The sequence below is a fragment of the Pseudomonas sp. PMCC200344 genome (assembly GCF_030053095.1).
Taxonomy (GTDB): domain Bacteria; phylum Pseudomonadota; class Gammaproteobacteria; order Pseudomonadales; family Pseudomonadaceae; genus Aquipseudomonas; species Aquipseudomonas svalbardensis.
Map to the genome: position 1 here is coordinate 2,125,794 of NZ_CP125618.1, position 18,755 is coordinate 2,144,548.

Annotated in this window: 12 protein-coding genes; 6 read left to right on the top strand and 6 right to left on the bottom strand. The window is 59.6% G+C overall.

From position 1 onward, the window contains the following. Nucleotides 1-30: 30 nt before the first annotated feature. On the bottom strand, nucleotides 31-1,491 hold the full coding sequence (gene dacB / locus QFW87_RS09520; protein WP_283183736.1) for a D-alanyl-D-alanine carboxypeptidase/D-alanyl-D-alanine-endopeptidase: 1,461 nt from the start codon (nucleotides 1,489-1,491) through the stop codon (nucleotides 31-33). 233 nt (nucleotides 1,492-1,724) lie between these two features. Between dacB and QFW87_RS09525 the strand changes: the two genes are divergently transcribed. Next, complete coding sequence (locus tag QFW87_RS09525; RefSeq protein ID WP_007896965.1) at nucleotides 1,725-2,069, top strand: YggL family protein; 345 nt, start codon at nucleotides 1,725-1,727, stop codon at nucleotides 2,067-2,069. Between the two features lie 136 nt (nucleotides 2,070-2,205). Here the strand turns inward: QFW87_RS09525 and QFW87_RS09530 are convergent, their stop codons facing one another. Next, nucleotides 2,206-3,396, bottom strand: coding sequence for a benzoate/H(+) symporter BenE family transporter (locus QFW87_RS09530; protein ID WP_283190352.1), 1,191 nt, complete (start codon nucleotides 3,394-3,396; stop codon nucleotides 2,206-2,208). 227 nt (nucleotides 3,397-3,623) lie between these two features. On the opposite strand from QFW87_RS09530, the gene QFW87_RS09535 reads away from it, so the two are divergent. Further along, nucleotides 3,624-4,388: a GntR family transcriptional regulator gene (locus QFW87_RS09535; protein WP_129442830.1), complete on the top strand. Its 765-nt coding sequence runs from the start codon at nucleotides 3,624-3,626 to the stop codon at nucleotides 4,386-4,388. A gap of 177 nt (nucleotides 4,389-4,565) precedes the next feature. Here QFW87_RS09535 and guaD read toward each other — a convergent pair whose 3' ends face one another. From guaD to xdhA, 4 genes are all read right to left on the bottom strand, one after another. Beyond that, nucleotides 4,566-5,870, bottom strand: a complete 1,305-nt coding sequence (gene guaD / locus QFW87_RS09540; protein ID WP_095128784.1) for a guanine deaminase — start codon at nucleotides 5,868-5,870, stop codon at nucleotides 4,566-4,568. 8 nt (nucleotides 5,871-5,878) lie between these two features. Next, nucleotides 5,879-6,724 (bottom strand): xanthine dehydrogenase accessory protein XdhC, encoded by an 846-nt coding sequence (gene xdhC, locus QFW87_RS09545; protein WP_283183738.1) that lies wholly within the window; start codon nucleotides 6,722-6,724, stop codon nucleotides 5,879-5,881. A gap of 134 nt (nucleotides 6,725-6,858) precedes the next feature. Further along, nucleotides 6,859-9,258, bottom strand: a complete 2,400-nt coding sequence (gene xdhB / locus QFW87_RS09550) for a xanthine dehydrogenase molybdopterin binding subunit (protein WP_283183739.1) — start codon at nucleotides 9,256-9,258, stop codon at nucleotides 6,859-6,861. Then, the gene (xdhA, locus tag QFW87_RS09555; protein ID WP_283190353.1) at nucleotides 9,251-10,705 is read right to left on the bottom strand and encodes a xanthine dehydrogenase small subunit; all 1,455 of its coding nucleotides are present in this window, start codon (nucleotides 10,703-10,705) and stop codon (nucleotides 9,251-9,253) included. Before xdhA ends, xdhB begins: the two co-directional genes overlap by 8 nt. A gap of 266 nt (nucleotides 10,706-10,971) precedes the next feature. Between xdhA and QFW87_RS09560 the strand changes: the two genes are divergently transcribed. The 4 genes from QFW87_RS09560 to ligA all read left to right on the top strand — a co-directional run bounded on the left by QFW87_RS09560 (nucleotide 10,972) and on the right by ligA (nucleotide 18,730). Beyond that, on the top strand, nucleotides 10,972-11,631 hold the full coding sequence (locus QFW87_RS09560; RefSeq protein ID WP_283183741.1) for a GntR family transcriptional regulator: 660 nt from the start codon (nucleotides 10,972-10,974) through the stop codon (nucleotides 11,629-11,631). 2 nt (nucleotides 11,632-11,633) lie between these two features. Further along, a complete protein-coding gene (gene smc, locus QFW87_RS09565; RefSeq protein WP_283190354.1) occupies nucleotides 11,634-15,122 on the top strand; it encodes a chromosome segregation protein SMC in 3,489 nt (1,162 codons plus the stop codon). 258 nt (nucleotides 15,123-15,380) lie between these two features. Further along, nucleotides 15,381-16,235: a cell division protein ZipA gene (zipA, locus tag QFW87_RS09570; RefSeq protein WP_283183743.1), complete on the top strand. Its 855-nt coding sequence runs from the start codon at nucleotides 15,381-15,383 to the stop codon at nucleotides 16,233-16,235. 137 nt (nucleotides 16,236-16,372) lie between these two features. Further along, the gene (gene ligA / locus QFW87_RS09575; protein WP_283190355.1) at nucleotides 16,373-18,730 is read left to right on the top strand and encodes an NAD-dependent DNA ligase LigA; all 2,358 of its coding nucleotides are present in this window, start codon (nucleotides 16,373-16,375) and stop codon (nucleotides 18,728-18,730) included. Nucleotides 18,731-18,755 lie beyond the last annotated feature (25 nt).

The window sequence follows — 18,755 nt, forward strand, 5'->3', positions numbered from 1 at the left end:
CATTGGATCTAAGGTGTCTGGTAGATCGGGTTAGAGCACCGAAGCCGTTTCCGGCAGTTTCGGCTGGCGATACAGGTCCAGCAGCACCTGATCCAGCACCGACGACGCGCCAAACGGTGCCTTGTCGTTGAGGATCGCCACCACAGCCCAGGTATTGCCGTTGATGTCGCGGCTGAAACCGGCAATCGCCCGCACGGTATTCAGGGTGCCGGTCTTGACGTGGGCTTCACCGCGCATCGCAGTGGTCTTCAGGCGTTTGCGCATAGTGCCATCGGTGCCGGCAATCGGCATCGAACTGATGAACTCGGCCGCGTACGGACTTCTCCAGGCGGCTTGCAGCATGCCAGCCAATTCACGCGCACTCACACGTTCGGCACGGGACAGACCGGAGCCGTTTTCCATCACCAGGTGCGGCGCGGTGATGCCTTTCTTCGCCAGCCACTGACGCACGACACGCTGTGCAGCCTTGGCATCGTCACCGTCGGCCTCGGTGCGGAACTGCGCGCCCAGGCTCAGGAACAGCTGCTGGGCCATGGTGTTGTTACTGTATTTGTTGATGTCGCGGATGATTTCCGCCAGGTCCGGCGAGAAGGCCCGAGCCAGGACCTTAGCATTTTTAGGCGTTGGCGCCAGACGGTCCACGCCCTGAATGCTGCCGCCCAGTTCCTTCCAGATCGCTCGCACGGCACCCGCGGTGTAGGTCGCGTGGTCGAGCAGCGACAGGTAAGTCTGGGAGCTGCAGCCCTCGCCCAACTGGCCGCCGACCGTCACGGTCACGCTGCCATCGGCCTGGGGCACCGGGTTGTAACGCACGCCACCGGTGCATTGCTTGGAGTTGACGGCTTTGACCTGATTTTCGATGCGAATGGTGGCAATCGGCGGCTCCACCGACACCAGCACCCGGCCGTTGTCGTTACGCGCCACGAAGCGCAGGGCCTTGAGGTTGACCATCAGCGCGTCAGGTTTGACCAGGAACGGCTTGTTATCGTCATTGCCGTCGTCGTTGAACTGCGGTAATTGCGGTTGTACGAAGAAATTGCGGTCCAGCACCAGATCGCCGGTGATTTGCGTCACACCGTTGGCGCGCAGGTCACGCATCAGCAACCAGAGTTTTTCCATGTTTAGCTTCGGATCGCCGCCACCCTTGAGGTAGAGGTTACCGTTGAGGATGCCGCCGCTGAGCGTGCCGTCGGTGTAGAACTCGGTTTTCCACTGGTGGTTCGGGCCGAGCATTTCCAGCGCCGCGTAAGTGGTGACCAGTTTCATGGTCGAGGCCGGATTGACGGAGACGTCAGCGTTGAAAATCGTCGGGGTGCCAGGGCCGTTGAGCGGGATCATCACCAGCGACAGGGCGTTGTCCTGCATCTTGCTGGCCTTGAGGGCTTTTTCAACGTTGGGCGATAGCGCGGTGTTGATCGAGGCGGCGGAAACAGAGAAGGCCAGAGGGAGCAGAAAACCGGCCAGTAACAATGGACGCAAAGATTTGATCATGTGAAATAAAACCCTACAGCCGAGGGGGAAAAAGACGAGGGCATGAAGATAAATTCCCTCAGTGGTCATGAAAGTGTCGGCATTATGCCCCAAGGTGTAGCGGCTTGTGCCGTGCCCTGGCCTTCTAATCCGCTATTTTTTACCGACGGTAGGGCTTGCAACCCAGAGAGACGGGCAATCGGCGCCTTAAACTGCTAAAGTGCCGCCCGTTATTACTTATGAGGATTGTTCCAATGGCGACTAACCGTTCCCAGCGTCTGCGCAAAAAACTGTGCGTCGATGAATTTCAAGAGCTGGGTTTCGAACTGAACCTGGATTTTAAAGAAGATTTGGCTGATGAAGCCATTGATGCTTTCCTCGACGCGTTCCTGAAAGAAGCCATGGAAGCCAACGGTCTGGGCTATGTTGGCGGCGACGACTTCGGTCTGGTTTGCCTGCAGAAGCGTGGCTCGGTGTCCGAAGAGCAGCGTGCCGCTGTTGAAGCCTGGCTCAAAGGCCGCAGCGAACTGACTGAAGCGACTGTCAGCCCGCTGATCGACGTCTGGTACCCGGAAAAGCCGATCAATCCGGTAGCTTGATGTCATAAAAAACGGCGACCCAAGGGTCGCCGTTTTTTTTTGTGACGATCAAAGGATCGCAGCCTCGTTCTCGACAGCTGCTACAGGGCAATGCAATCCCTGTAGCAGCTGTCGAGTGAAACGAGGCTGCGAGCTTTTAGCTTTTACGCCAGTTCAGAATCACCAACGTCAACACCCCCGCCACAATCCCCCAGAACGCCGAACCGATGGAAAACAGCGTCAACCCCGACGCCGTCACCATAAAGGTAATCAGCGCCGCTTCACGTTCCTTCACTTCATTCATGGCGATGCTCAAGCCATTGATGATCGAGCCGAACAACGCCAGCGCCGCAATCGACAGCACCAACTCTTTCGGCAGCGCGGCAAACAGCGCCGCCAGCGTCGCGCCGAACACCCCGGCGATCCCGTAGAAAATCCCACACCAGACGGCCGCCGTGTAGCGCTTGTTGCGATCCTCATGGGCATGCGGCCCGGTGCAAATCGCCGCGCTGATAGCCGCTAGGTTGATCCCGTGGGAACCGAACGGCGCCAGCAGCAACGAAGCGATGCCCGTGGTGGTGATCAGTGGCGAGGCCGGCACGGTGTAGCCGTCGGCACGCAGCACGGCGATGCCGGGCATGTTCTGCGAGGTCATTGCCACGACAAACAGCGGAATGCCGATGCTGATGGTCGCGGCGAGAGAGAAGTGCGGCGTGGTCCAGACCGGCGTCGCTACTTCCAGGTGGAAACCACTGAAATCCAGCAGACCCATGAACCCCGACAGTGCCGTGCCGATCAACAGCGCGGCGAGTACCGCATAACGCGGCGACAGACGTTTGACCACCAGATAAGTGAAGAACATGCCCAATACCAGCGCGGTGCGATGCTGCGCGGCGACGAAGATTTCGCTGCCGATCTTGAACAGAATCCCCGCCAGCAGGGCGGCGGCCAATGATGCCGGAATCTTTTTCACCAGCCGTTCGAAGCTGCCGGTCAAGCCACAAATCGTCACCAGCACCGCACAGGTAATGTAGGCGCCAATGGCTTCGCCGTAGGTTACGCCGCCCAAACTGGTGATCAGCAACGCAGCGCCGGGGGTCGACCAGGCGATTGTGATCGGCGTGCGGTAACGCAGAGACAGGCCAATCGAGCACACCGCCATGCCAATCGAGATCGCCCAGATCCACGAAGAAATCTGCCCGCTGGTCAGGCCCGCCGCTTGCCCGGCCTGAAACATCAGCACCAGCGAGCTGGTGTAACCGGTCATCATCGCGATGAAGCCGGCGACGATCGCCGAGGGTGACGTGTCGGCCAAAGGGCGGAGCTGCGTATGTGTGGCGTCGTTCATGACAGCGGTATTCCTTATACTTTTGAAAGGTAAAACCCAGGTTCAAGCCTAAACTCAAAAGTAACCAGGCGTTGCAATACAGCCGAGGCGACAAACAGCCGTACAGTCGTGTTGCCACCCTCCATTGTGTACAATCGCGGTGTTTTTTACGCGATACTTGCCAGCGACCCACTGTGCCGTATTACAGTCACGGTCAATTCGCCGCAGTTCTTCCGACTCGAGTGCCCATGAACGAACAGTTGCAACCCCTAAAGAAACAACCGCGAGCAGGCAAAGCCGGCCGCAGCGGTACCCAGGACGATATTGTCTACGCGCATATCTTCGAGGCCATCCTCGAACAGCGTCTGGCGCCCGGTACCAAGTTGAGCGAAGAAGCGCTGGGGGAAATTTTCGGGGTCAGTCGCACCATCATTCGCCGCGCGCTCTCGCGCCTGGCCCATGAAGGCGTCGTGCTGCTGCGTCCGAACCGTGGCGCTGTCGTCGCCAGCCCGAGTGTCGAAGAGGCTCGCCAGGTGTTCATGGCCCGGCGTCTGGTGGAGCGAGCGATCACTGAATTGGCGGTGCAGCACGCCACTGCCGAGCAGATTGCCGAGTTGCGCCAGATGGTCAACGACGAGCGCGACAGCTTCTCCCGTGGCGATCGCGGCGCCGGTATTCGTCTGTCGGGCGAGTTCCACTTGAAACTGGCTGAAGCGGCGAAAAATGCTCCGCTGATCAGCTTCCAGCGCAGCCTGGTGTCCCAGACGTCGTTGATCATTGCCCAGTATGAAAGCGGCAATCGCTCCCACTGTTCCTACGACGAGCACACCCAGCTGATCGACGCCATCGAAGCGCGCAACGCTGAGCTGGCGGTGGACCTGATGATGCATCACATGGATCACATCGACAGCAAACTCAACCTCGACGAAGAAAGCGCGTCGGATGATTTGCATGCGGTGTTCTCGCATTTGTTGCAGACCAAGAAACCAGGGCGGCCAGCGGTCAAACTCTGACACCGCGTCGCGTCCATCGCGAGCAGGCTCGCTCCCACAAGGTTTTGTATTGAATGCAAATCTTGTAACCACTGAAGATCAACTGTGGGAGCGAGCCTGCTCGCGAAGGCGATCTGACAGGCAATAAAAATCCCCCGGGCTGTACGGCGACGGGGGATTTTTTATGCCCGGAAGATCTTAGCGCTGATGCACCTGATTCCCCGCCGCATATGTCTGCAACACCGTCCGGTCATCCCCCAGCGTCATCAATACAAACAACGTTTCGGCAATGTTATTGGCCTGCTTCAAGCGATAGCTCAGCAGCGGTGTGGCGTTGTAGTCCAGTACCAGGAAGTCGGCGTCGGTGCCCGGTTGCAGGGTGCCAATCTTGTCTTCCAGGCGCAACGCGCGGGCGCCGCCGAGGGTCGCCAGGTACAGCGACTTGAACGGGCTCAGTCGCGCACCTTGCATCTGCATGACTTTGTACGCTTCGTTCAAGGTTTGCAGCAGCGAGAAACTGGTGCCGCCACCGACGTCCGTACCGAGGCCGACATTCAATTTGTGCTTCTCGGCCATCGGCAGGTTGAACAGGCCGCTGCCGAGGAAGAAGTTCGAGGTCGGACAGAAGGCAATCGCCGAGCCGGTTTCCGCCAGCCGCGCGCATTCGTCGTCGCACAGGTGTACGCCGTGGGCGAATACCGAGCGCTCGCCGAGCAGCTTGTAATGGTCGTAGACGTCCAGGTAGCCCTTGCGCTCCGGGAACAGCTCCTTGACCCACTCGACTTCCTTGAGGTTTTCGCTGATGTGAGTCTGCATGTACAGGTCTGGGAATTCGCTGAGCAACTGGCCGGCGAGGGTCAGCTGTTCCGGGGTGCTGGTCGGGGCGAACCGCGGGGTGACCGCGTAGTGCAGGCGACCCTTGCCGTGCCAGCGCTCGATCAGCGCCTTGCTTTCGACGTAGCTGGATTCGGCGGTGTCGGTCAGGTAGTCCGGCGCGTTGCGGTCCATCATCACCTTGCCGGCAATCATCCGCAGGTCCAGCTGTTCGGCGGCCTCGAAGAACGAGTTCACTGATTGTGGATGCACGCTGCCGAACACCAGCGCCGTAGTGGTGCCGTTGCGCAGCAGTTCCTTGATGAAAATGCCCGCGACCTCGTCGGCGTGAGCCTTGTCGGCGAACTGGCTTTCGCACGGGAAGGTGTAAGTGTTGAGCCAGTCCAGCAGTTGCTCGCCGTAGGCACCGACCATGCCGGTTTGCGGCAAGTGAATGTGGGTGTCGATGAAGCCAGGGGTGATCAGCGCGTCCTGATAATGGGTGATCTCGATGTCGGCCGGCAGGGTCGGCAGCAAGTCGCTGGCGTGACCAAGGGCGCTGATCTGGCCGTTATCGACCACCAGCAGGCCATCTTCGAAATACTCGTAAGAGGCTTCGATACCGACTTCGGCAGGATCGGCGATGCTGTGCAGAATGGCGGCGCGGTAGGCTTTGCGAGTCAGAGGCATAAAATTTCTCAATTCGTGGCTTGGCTGCGGCGTGAAGCAGGCAGCAGTTTGGCGATCGATGATCCGGCGCTGGCGGTGTGCTGGCCGAAATTGGCGTTATAGGTGGCGATGATTTCGCCGGCGATGGAGATGGCGATTTCCACAGGCAACTTGCCTTTGACTTCGCCGATGCCCATCGGGCAGCGCATGCGTTGCAGCACGGCGCTGTCGAAACCACGGTCACGCAAGCGGTGTTCGAATTTCACCCGTTTGGTCTTCGAACCGATCAGGCCGAAGTAGGCGAAGTCGTTGCGCTTGAGGATCGCGGCGGTGAGTTCGAGGTCGAGCTGGTGGTTGTGGGTCATGACGATGCAGTAGCTGCCAGCGGGCAGGTCATCGATTTCGTCCACCGGTTCTTCGGCGACGATTTTGCGTACGCCATGGGGGATCTGTTCCGGGAATTCGGCGTCCCGCGAATCGATCCAGCGCACCCGGCAGGGCAGGCTGGCGAGCAGCGGCACCAGCGCCCGGCCGACGTGGCCGGCACCGAATACGGCGATCTGCGCCTGGACCTGGCCCATTGGTTCGAACAGCAACACCGTCACTCCACCACAGCACTGACCCAGGCTGGCGCCGAGGCTGAAGCGCTCAAGGTGCGTGTCCTGCTTACCGCTGGCCAGCATTTCGCGGCCGATTTGCATGGCCTTGTATTCCAGATGCCCGCCACCGATGGTGTCGAAGGTCTGGCTGGCGCTGATGACCATCTTCGAGCCGGCGTTACGCGGCGTCGAGCCGAGTTCTTCGATTATCGTGACCAACACGCAGGGTTCACCCTGGGATTGCAGGTCGGCGAGGGCGTCGATCCAGTTGTACATGTTTCACCTCAACATCTCTGTTGTCTGTTCGGGCCTCTTCGCGGGCAAGCCTCGCTCCTACGGGAATGGTGATGTTCAAATGATCACCGCAAACCTGTAGGAGCGAGGCTTGCCCGCGAAGGCCGCGCCTCGGTCTAGAGCGAAGCCAGCTCGGTTTCAGCTTCCACGGCTTTCGCCGCCTTCAACTGGCGCATCTGCTCACAGCCCCACAACACCCGCTCCGGCGTCGCCGGTGCGTCGATTTTCGGTTGATGCTTGTAGTCGCCAAGACTCGCAACGGCGTCCTTGATCGCACACCACGACGCAATACCCAGCATGAACGGCGGCTCGCCCACGGCCTTGGAATGGAACACCGTGTCTTCCGGGTTCTTGCGGTTTTCCACCAGCTTCACCCGCAGGTCCAACGGCATGTCGGCCACGGCCGGGATCTTGTAGCTGGCCGGGCCGTTGGTCATCAGTTTGCCTTTGTTGTTCCACACCAGTTCTTCCATGGTCAGCCAGCCCATGCCCTGGATGAAACCGCCCTCGACCTGGCCGATGTCGATGGCCGGGTTCAGCGAGTCGCCGACGTCATGCAAAATGTCGGTGCGCAGCATTTTGTACTCGCCGGTCAAGGTGTCGATGATCACCTCGCAGCACGCTGCGCCGAAGGCGTAGTAATAGAACGGCCGGCCCCGCGCCTGGCTACGGTCGTAGAAGATTTTCGGGGTCTTGTAGAACCCGGTGCTCGACAGCGACACCTGAGCGAAATACGCCTGCTGGATCAGCGATTCAAACGTCAGAATATGATCGCGAACCCGCACGTGACCGTTGTGGAACTCCACGTCTTCTTCGCTGACCTTGTATTGGCGCGCGGCGAATTCAACCAGGCGCTTTTTGATGATCTCAGCTGCATTCTGTGCGGCTTTACCGTTCAGGTCGGCGCCACTGGAAGCGGCGGTCGGCGAGGTGTTCGGCACCTTGTCAGTGTTGGTTGCGGTGATCTGCACGCGGTCCATTTCCACCTGGAACACTTCAGCCACGACCTGCGCGACTTTGGTGTTCAGGCCCTGGCCCATTTCGGTGCCGCCATGGTTGAGGTGGATGCTGCCATCGGTGTAGATATGGATCAGCGCACCGGCCTGGTTGAGGAAGCTGGCAGTGAAGGAAATACCGAATTTTACCGGGGTCAGCGCCAGGCCTTTTTTCAGGATCGGGCTGTTGGCGTTGTAGCGACGAATCGCTTCGCGGCGCTCGGCGTACTGGCTGCTTTCTTCGAGTTCGGCGGTCATTTCCTCGAGCATGTTGTGCTCGACGGTCTGGTAGTAATGGGTGACGTTGCGCTCGGTCTTGCCGTAGTAGTTGGCCTTGCGCACCGCCAGCGGATCGAGGGCCAGGTGGCGGGCAATCGCGTCCATCACTTCTTCGATGGCGACCATGCCTTGCGGGCCGCCGAAGCCACGGTAAGCGGTGTTCGACGCGGTGTTGGTCTTGCAGCGGTGACCGTTGATGGTCGCGTCGCCCAGGTAGTACGAGTTGTCGGCGTGGAACATTGCACGGTCGACAATCGACGCCGAGAGGTCCGGCGAGCAACCGCAGTTACCGGCCAGTTCCAGGGCAATGCCGTGCAGCCGGCCAGTGCTGTCGAAGCCCACGTCGTACTCGACGTAGAACGGGTGACGCTTGCCGGTCATCAGCATGTCTTCGACCCGCGGCAGGCGCATTTTGGTCGGCTGGCCGGTGAGGTGTGCAACAACTGCACAGAGGCACGCAGGGCTCGCGGCCTGGGTTTCCTTGCCGCCGAAACCACCGCCCATGCGGCGCATGTCGACGACGATCTTGTTCATCGATACGTCCAGCACTTCGGCTACAAGCTTCTGTACTTCGGTGGGGTTCTGCGTCGAGCAGTAGACAATCATGCCGCCGTCTTCGGTCGGCATCACCGAAGAGATCTGGGTTTCGAGATAGAAGTGTTCCTGGCCGCCGATGTGCAGTGTGCCTTGAATGCGGTGTTCGGCAGTGGCTAAAGCGCCGGCCGAATCACCGCGTTGATGCGTGTGGCTGTCGAGCACAAAGTGGCGTTTGCGCAGCGCTTCAACCACGTCCAGCACCGGCTCCAGATCTTCGTATTCGATGATCGCGGCCATGGCGGCTTTGCGTGCGGTTTCCAGGTCCTTCGCCGCAACGGCGAGCACCACTTGACCGACGAATTGCACGTCGTCGATAGCCAGCAATGGGTCACCTGGCAGCAATGGGCCGATGTCTTTCAGGCCTGGTACGTCTTTGTGGGTGATAGCGATGCGCACGCCTTCGAAGGCGTAGCAAGGCTGGGTGTCGATGCTGATAATTTTCGCGTGGGCGCGGTCCGACAGGCGTGCGTAAACATGTAACTGGTTCGGAAATTCCAGCCGGTCGTCGATGTACTGCGCTTCACCGGACACGTGTTTGGTGGCGCTGTCGTGCTTGACGCTGCGGCCGACACCGGTGGTCAGGTCCTTGGCGAACAGTTCAGCCAATTCGGCCTGGGTCTTCTCTACGGCGTGATGATTAGACATAAGCGGTCACCCGAGTCTCGATGTGCGGTGTTTGCAGTTCGATGAAGTACTTACGCAACAGGTTCTGGGCGCTGAGCAGGCGGTATTCCTTGCTGGCACGGAAGTCCGAGAGCGGCGTGAAATCTTCGGCCAGCGCAGCGCAGGCGCGTTCGACGGTGTCGTTGTTCCAGGTGGCGCCGAGCAATACGGCTTCGCAAGCCTTGGCGCGTTTTGGTGTAGCAGCCATGCCGCCGAAGGCAACGCGGGCGTCGGCGATCACGCCGTTGTCGATGCGCAGGTTGAACGCGGCGCAGACGGCGGAAATGTCATCGTCCAGACGCTTGGAGACTTTGTAGGCGCGGAACAGTTGTTCGGCGCTGGCACGCGGCACGATGATCTTTTCGATGAACTCGCTTTCCTGGCGCGCGGTAACCCGGTAATCGATGAAGTAATCTTCCAGCGCCATCGTGCGGCGGACTTCGCCTTTGCACAAAACCATCTGCGCGCCGAGTGCAATCAGCAGGGGCGGGGAGTCACCGATCGGCGAGGCGTTGCCGATGTTGCCGCCGAGAGTGCCCTGGTTGCGGATTTGCAGGGAAGCAAAGCGTTGCAGCAATTCGCCGAAGTCCGGGTACTCGGCTTTCAAGGCTTCATAGCAATCGGAGAGGGCAGTGGCGGCGCCGATTTCCAGGCGATCGTCGAAGCACTCGATACGCTTCATCTCGGCGACATTGCCGACGTAAATCATCACCGGCAGGGTGCGGTGGAACTGCGTGACTTCCAGCGCCAGATCCGTGCCGCCGGCCAGCAGGCGGGCTTGAGGATAAGCGTCGTAGAGGTCGGCCAGATCGGCGACGGTCAGCGGTACCAGGCAGCGTTTGTCGCCACTGTTGAGTTCGCCGATGTCAGTGGGGGCGATGGCCTTCAGGCGAGCGATGGTGTCGGCTTCGCGAGCATCGAACTGATCCGTTTGCTTGCCGCAGCAGGATTGTTCGGCGGCCGCCAGAATCGGCCGATAGCCAGTGCAGCGGCAGAGGTTGCCGGCCAGCGCTTCATGGGCTTGATGAGCATCCGGTTGATCGCTGTTCTTTTGCAGTGCAAACAGCGACATGACGAAGCCCGGCGTGCAGAAACCGCATTGCGAGCCGTGGCACTCGACCATGGCTTTCTGCACGCTGTGCAGCTCGCCTTGGTGCTTGAGGTCTTCGACACTGATCAATTGTTTGCCGTGCAGTGACGAAACGAACGTCAGACACGAGTTGAGGCTGCGATAGCGAATGTGTTCGCGGCCATCGTCATCCGTTTGCAGCTCGCCGACCACCACGGTGCACGCGCCGCAGTCACCGCTGGCGCAGCCTTCTTTGGTGCCGGGTTTGCCCACATGGTCGCGCAGATAATTGAGCACGGTCAGGTTTGGGTCCAGGGCGTGCTCGCTACGGAGTTCCTGGTTAAGTAAAAACTGGATCACGGAAGGCCTCGCAGACTCATTATTGTTGTTAACCGACTTGAACCGAATTTATCAGGTCTGACTTTCCGGTCAATGATTTTCTGACTTAAAGGTCAGGAAATAGCATTTTGTCGATAAACGACTCGTTCCTTTATTATTGACCCTCACGGGATAGCCTGCTTTTTGCTTGAATCGTGCCAAAAACCGCCCAGTGGGCACTCCGCCATGACCCTTTATGTGCGCTACACTGCGCCGCTTGTGCAGATAGAAGAGTTTGAAGGACAACCATGACGTTCAAGGCGCCGGACAGCCTCGCCGAGCAAATTGCTCACCACCTCGCCGAACGCATCATTCGTGGCGAAATGAAGCCCGGGGAGCGCATCCAGGAACAGAAGGTCACGCTGGCCCTCAATGTCAGCCGCGGTTCGGTCCGTGAAGCCTTGCTGATCCTCGAGCGCCGCCACCTGATCGCGATCCTGCCGCGACGCGGCGCCCACGTGACCGAGCTGACGGTTCACAAGGTCCGAAGCCTGTGCACGCTGATGAGCGAGCTTTACATCTTGCTCGGCAATGCAGTGGCCAGCGGCTGGCAAGTCCAGACCGACATGGCGCCGTTCGTGCAAATCCAGCAGCGTCTGACCGCCAGCTACGAGCGCCAGGACATTCGCACCTTTGTCGACGACAGCTTCAGTGTGATGCGCGCCGCGTATCCGTTCGCCAACAACCCGTACTTGCAGGAAACCGTCGAGAATCTGCAGCCGGCCATGAGCCGCGCGTATTTCCTCGCCCTGGAACAGCGCAAGGCCTCGATGAGCGAGTTCCTCGAACTGTTCGAACGCTTGCTCGCCGCCGTGCTGGCCCGTGATTTTCCGCAGATCCGCATTGTGCTGACGGCGTATGCCCAGCGCAGCAGTGATCTGGTGGTCTCCGCCCTGACGGACGCTTAAGCGTGCGGCTAAAGTGCATCAAACTGGCGGGGTTCAAATCCTTCGTCGACCCGACCACGGTGAACTTCCCCAGTAACATGGCGGCGGTGGTCGGGCCCAATGGTTGCGGCAAGTCGAACATCATCGACGCCGTGCGTTGGGTGATGGGCGAGAGTTCGGCCAAGAACCTGCGCGGCGAGTCGATGACTGACGTCATCTTCAACGGCTCGACCAGCCGTAAACCGGTTAGCCAGGCGAGCATCGAGCTGGTGTTCGATAACTCCGACGGCACCCTGCTCGGCGAATACGCGGCCTATGCGGAAATTTCCATTCGCCGCAAAGTGACTCGCGACAGCCAGACCACTTACTACCTCAACGGCACCAAGTGCCGCCGTCGCGATATCACCGACATCTTCCTCGGCACCGGCCTGGGCCCGCGCAGCTACTCGATTATCGAGCAGGGGATGATCTCCAAGCTGATCGAGTCAAAGCCCGAAGACCTGCGCAACTTTATTGAAGAAGCGGCGGGCATCTCCAAGTACAAGGAGCGCCGGCGTGAGACTGAAAACCGCATCCGCCGCACCCACGAGAACCTGGCTCGCCTGACCGACCTGCGCGAAGAACTCGAGCGTCAGCTTGAACGCTTGTACCGCCAGGCCGAGGCCGCCAAGAAGTATCAGGAATACAAGGGCGAGGAGCGTCAGCTCAAGGCCCAACTGTCGGCCCTGCGCTGGCAGGCGTTGAACGAGCAGGTTGGTCAGCGCGAAGCGATCATCGGCAATCAGGAAGTCACCTTCGAAGCCCTGGTTGCGGAGCAGCGCAATGCCGACGCGGCCATTGAACGCTTCCGGGACGGGCACCACGACTTGTCCGAGCGCTTCAATCTGGTGCAGGGGCGCTTCTATTCGGTCGGCGGCGACATCGCCCGGGTCGAGCAGAGCATCCAGCACGGTCAGCAGCGTTTGCGCCAATTGCAGGACGACCTGAAAGAAGCCGAGCGCGCGCGTCTGGAAACCGAGTCTCACTTGGGCCACGACCGCACCTTGCTGCTAACGCTGGGCGAAGAGCTGGACGTGCTCACCCCCGAACAGGAAGTCACCAGCGCCGCCGCCGAAGAAGCCGCCGCCGCGCTGGAAGAATCCGAAACCACCATGCACGCCTGGCAGGAACAGTGGGACACCTTCAACCTGACGGCCGCCGAACCGCGTCGCCAATCCGAAGTTCAGCAGTCGCGGATCCAGCAGCTGGAAACCAGCATGGAGCGCCTGGCCGATCGTCAGAAGCGTCTCGGCGAAGAGCGCGCCTTGCTCTCGGCAGACCCGGAAGACGCGGCGATCATGGAACTCAGCGAGCAACTCGCCGCCAGCGAAGCAACGCTTGAAGATTTACAGGCCAGCGAAGAAGCCCAGGTCGAACGCCTTGAGCAACTGCGTCAGGAATTGCAATTAGCGCTGCAAAATCAGCAACAGGCTCAGGGCGACTTGCAGCGTCTGAACGGTCGCCTTGCCTCCCTTGAGGCCTTGCAGCAAGCCGCGCTCGATCCCGGCACCGGTACCGCAGAATGGCTGCGCGAACAACATTTGGCGGACCGTCCGCGTCTGGCCGAAGGCCTGAAAGTCGAAGCCGGTTGGGAGCTGGCGGTGGAAACCGTGCTCGGCGCCGACCTGCAAGCGGTGCTGGTAGATGACTTCGGTGACTTCGATCTGGCCGGTTTTGCCCAGGGCGATTTGCGTTTGCTCAGCCCCGCCAGTGATGGCGTGCGCGTGCCCGGCAGCTTGCTCGATAAAGTGGAAGCGCAGATTGATCTGGCGCCATGGTTGGGGCAGGTTAAACCGGTCGACAGCCTCGAACAGGCGTTGGCCCTGCGCAATCAATTGACCGCCGGCCAGAGTCTGATCAGCCGCGACGGATACTGGGTCGGTCGACACTTTTTGCGCGTACGTCGGGCCAGCGAAGCGGAAAGCGGTGTACTGGCTCGAGGTCAGGAAATCCAGCGTCTGGGCCTCGAGCGCGAAGAGCGCGAAGCCACGGTTGAAACCCTGGAAACCCAACTTCAGAATCTCAGGGCGCAACAGCGTCAGCAGGAAAACGGTCGCGAACATCTGCGCCGTCTGCTGCAAGACGAAGCCCGTCAGCAAGGTGAATTTAAAGCCCAGTTGTCCGCCGGCAAAGCCAAGGCCGAACAACTGACCCTGCGTCGTACACGCCTGGACGAAGAACTCACCGAATTGGCTGAGCAACGCGCTCTGGAGCACGAAAATATCGGCGAAGCGCGTCTGCAATTGCAGGAAGCCCTCGACAGCATGGCGCTGGACACCGAGCAGCGCGAGTTGCTGCTGGCTCAGCGCGACAGCTTGCGCGAGCGACTCGATCGGGTGCGGCAGGAAGCCCGGCAGCACAAGGATCACGCCCATCAACTGGCGGTGCGTCTGGGTTCGCTTAAGGCCCAGCACGATTCCACGCGCCAGGCGCTGGAACGTCTGGAGATGCAATCCGAGCGCCTGACCGAGAAGCGCGAACAGCTGAGTCTCAACCTGGAGGAGGGCGAAGCGCCGCTGGAGGAATTGCGCCTGAAGCTTGAAGAGCTGCTCGACAAACGCATGACCGTCGACGAAGAACTAAAGACTGCGCAGATCGCTCTGGAAGACGCTGACCGTGAATTGCGTGATGCGGAAAAACGTCGCAACCAGGCCGAGCAGCAATCGCAGTTGATTCGGGGGCAGATGGAAACACAGCGCATGGAATGGCAGGCCCTGACCGTGCGCCGCAAGACCTTGGAAGATCAGTTGCTGGAAGACGGTTACGACCTCCACGGCGTGCTCGCCACCCTGGTGGCCGACGCCAACGAGAAAGACGCGGAAGAAGAACTCGAACGCATTGCCGCGCGCATTCAGCGTCTCGGTGCGATCAACCTGGCGGCCATCGACGAATATCAGCAACAATCCGAGCGTAAACGTTATCTGGATGCGCAGAACGACGATCTGGTCGAGGCGCTGGATACGCTCGAAAACGTGATTCGCAAGATCGACAAGGAAACCCGAAACCGCTTCAAAGATACCTTTGATCAGATCAATGGCGGTTTACAGGCCCTTTTCCCAAAAGTTTTCGGGGGAGGCCGCGCGTATTTGGAACTGACGGGCGAAGATCTACTCGATACAGGGGTAACGATCATGGCGCAGCCGCCAGGAAAGAAGAACAGCACCATCCATTTGCTCTCCGGTGGCGAAAAAGCCCTGACTGCCTTGGCTCTGGTTTTTGCCATCTTCAAGTTGAATCCGGCGCCGTTCTGCATGCTCGATGAAGTTGACGCGCCATTGGATGACGCTAACGTTGGACGCTACGCACGGCTGGTCAAAGAGATGTCGCAGACGGTGCAGTTCATCTATATCACCCACAACAAGATCGCCATGGAAATGGCCGAGCAACTGATGGGGGTGACGATGCACGAGCCGGGTTGTTCGCGTCTGGTGGCAGTGGATGTCGAGGAGGCGATGGCGATGGTGGATGCCTGAGTCGGCGCTTGTAGGAGAGGTATTTTTGAGTTGTAGGACTTATTTACCTGCCCTGACTTGCTGGCCAATCGACATAATCGCGCAAGCCGTTGTGACAGACGGTGTAAAGTTGCCTTTGGTCGTGCTAGTTTAATGTCAATTTTTCGTATACGTGGGCAAAACGCCTGTCAGAACATAGAGTTGGCGCCACGTTTTAAAGCGGTTTACGAGTTGTAAACCTCTTATTTTTCAGCATTTTTTATAGAGGCACGGGATTACATGGAAATCGGTCTGCGCGAGTGGCTGATCGTCATCGGCATTATTGTCATTGCCGGTATTCTTTTCGATGGCTGGCGTCGCATGCGCGGCGGCAAGGGGAAACTGAAATTCCGTCTCGACCGAAGTTTGTCCAACTTGCAGGACGAGGACACCAGCGCCGAGCTGTTGGGCCCGCCCCGTGTGCTGGATACGCATAAAGAGCCGCAACTGGACGAGCACGATCTGCCGTCGGTGAGCATGCCTGCCCGTGAACCGCGTGAGTCGGGTTCCAAGCGCGGCAAGCGTGGCCATGGCGAGCCTTCCCAGGGCGACATGAACCTCAGTCTGGATCTGGACGGCGGCCCGAGCTTCAGCAGCCGTGACGACGATTTCCCGGATGACACCAAGGCTTCGAGTTCGGCCAGCGACAAGGAACAACCGCAAGCCGAAGAAGTGCTGGTGATCAGCGTGATTTGCCGTGACGCCGCCGGCTTCAAAGGCCCGGCGCTGTTGCAGAACATTCTGGAAAGCGGTCTGCGTTTCGGCGAGATGGACATCTTCCACCGCCACGAAAGCATGGCCGGCAATGGCGAGGTCCTGTTCTCGATGGCCAATGCGGTCAAGCCGGGTGTTTTCGATCTGGACGACATCGACCACTTCAGCACACCGGCAGTGAGCTTCTTCCTCGGTCTGCCAGGCCCGCGTCATCCGAAGCAAGCCTTCGACGTGATGGTGGCCGCGGCGCGCAAACTGTCTCAGGAGCTGAACGGCGAACTGAAAGACGATCAGCGCAGCGTGCTGACTGCCCAGACGATCGAGCATTACCGTCAGCGCATTGTCGAGTTCGAACGTCGCGCCCTGACCCAGAAGCGTTGATCTGTAGGAGCACGGCTTGCCGGCGATGGCGTTCTCAGGATCGCCATCGCGAGCAAGCTCAGCTCCTACAATGAGCTTTAGCCGCATCAACAGATAGAGCAGCCTCGGCTGCTCTTTTGCTTTATGAGAGAACACCCATGACCGCCGCCAAAAACCGCATTCTAGAGCTGCGTGCTGAGCTGGATCAGCATAACTATCGCTACCACGTGCTGGACGAGCCGAGCATTCCGGACGCCGAATACGACCGGTTGTTCCACGAGCTCAAGGCCCTCGAAGCGGCGCATCCCGAACTGATCACCAGCGACTCGCCGACCCAACGTGTCGGCAGTGCGGCGCTGTCGGCGTTCACTCAGGTTCGCCACGAAGTACCGATGCTCAGCCTCGGTAACGCCTTCGAAGAAACCGACATGCGCGAGTTCGATCGTCGGGTGACTGAAGGTCTCGACCTGCCGGTTGGCGACTTGTTCGGCGGCGGCGCGGCGGTGGAATACAGCTGTGAACCCAAACTCGATGGCCTGGCGGTCAGCTTGCTGTATCAGGACGGCGTGCTGGTGCGCGGTGCAACTCGCGGCGATGGCACCACCGGCGAAGACATCAGCATCAACGTGCGTACCGTGCGCAACATTCCGCTCAAACTGCACGGTACCGGCTGGCCAGCGACCCTGGAAGTACGCGGCGAAGTGTTCATGTCCAAGGCCGGTTTCGAACGCCTCAACGCCACGCAGCTGGAAGTCGGCGGCAAGACCTTCGCCAATCCGCGCAACGCGGCGGCTGGCAGCTTGCGTCAGCTCGATTCGAAGATCACGGCCAACCGTCCGCTGGAGTTCTGTTGCTATGGCATCGGCCAGATTTCGGCTGATATTGCTGATACGCACATTGGCAATCTGCAGCAGCTCAAGGCTTGGGGCATGCCGATCAGTCATGAGTTGAAACTGGCTCAGGGTATTGATGAATGCCTGGATTACTACCGTGACATCGGCGAGCGCCGAAATTCGCTGCCCTACGAAATCGACGGCGTGGTGTTCAAGGTCAACAGCATTGCCTCTCAGCGTGAGCTGGGCTTCCGTGCTCGTGAACCGCGCTGGGCGATCGCGCACAAATTCCCGGCCATGGAAGAGCTCACTGAATTGCTCGACGTGGAATTCCAGGTCGGTCGCACCGGCGCGGTGACGCCGGTGGCGCGCTTGAAGCCGGTCAAGGTCGCCGGTGTGACCGTGGCCAACGCAACGCTGCACAACATGGACGAAGTGGCGCGTCTGGGTCTGATGATTGGCGACACAGTGATCATCCGCCGCGCAGGCGATGTGATTCCGCAGGTGGTGCAAGTGGTCATTGAGCGCCGTCCGGACAGCGCCCGGCCAGTACAGATTCCCGAGCAATGCCCGGTCTGCGGCTCGCATGTCGAGCGCACGCAACTGGTCAAACGCAGCAAAGGTCGCGAGACCGTCAGCGAAGGCGCGGTGTACCGCTGCGTCGGTCGACTGGCCTGCGGTGCGCAACTCAAGCAGGCGATCATTCACTTCGTCTCCCGTCGCGCCATGGACATCGAAGGGCTGGGCGAGAAGAGCGTCGAGCAATTGGTGGATGAAGGCCTGGTGAATTCGCCGGCCGATCTATACGCCCTGACGTTCGAGCAAATCGTCGATCTGGAAGGTTTTGCCGAACTGTCGAGCAAGAACTTGCTCAGCGCCATCGAAGACAGCAAGAAGCCGAGTCTGGCACGCTTCATCTACGCCCTCGGGATTCCCGATGTCGGCGAAGAGACGGCCAAGGTGCTGGCGCGTTCTCTCGGCTCGCTGGAGCGGGTTCAGCAAGCCTTGCCGCAAGTGCTCACGTATTTGCCGGACGTTGGTCTGGAAGTGGCTCACGAGATTCACAGCTTCTTCGAAGATGCGCATAACCAGCAGGTGATCAAGGATCTGCTCAAGCACGGTATGCAGATTCAGGATCAAGGTGACCTGGGTGCCGAGTTTTCCGCCAGCACTACGTTGGGTGGTTTCCTCGACAAGCTGCATATTCCTTCGGTCGGGCCGGGTGGGGCGCAGAAACTGGCGGACAAGTTTGGTTCGCTTGAAGGGGTTTTCAGCGCCGACTGGCTGGATATGCGTCAGGCGCTGCCGGAGAAACAGGCCACTTCGGTTCGGGAGTTCTTTGCAGTTACGCAAAATCGTCAAATTGCTGAAGCCGCCGAAAAACAGCTGCGTGATTTCGGCATGCACTGGCAGAGCGATAAGAAAGTCGTTGAAGGCTTGCCGCTGGCTGGGCAGACCTGGGTGCTGACCGGTTCGCTGGAGTTGATGAGCCGCGACATCGCCAAGGACAAACTTGAAAGCCTCGGTGCCAAGGTGGCGGGCTCGGTGTCGGCCAAGACTCATTGTGTGGTCGCTGGACCGGGTGCAGGCTCCAAGTTGGCGAAGGCCAATGAGCTGGGATTGAAGGTTCTGGATGAAGAGGCGTTTGTCGAGTTTCTCGGCAAGCACGGTATTGCGGTTTAGTTGATCGTTACCACGCAGAGCGTGG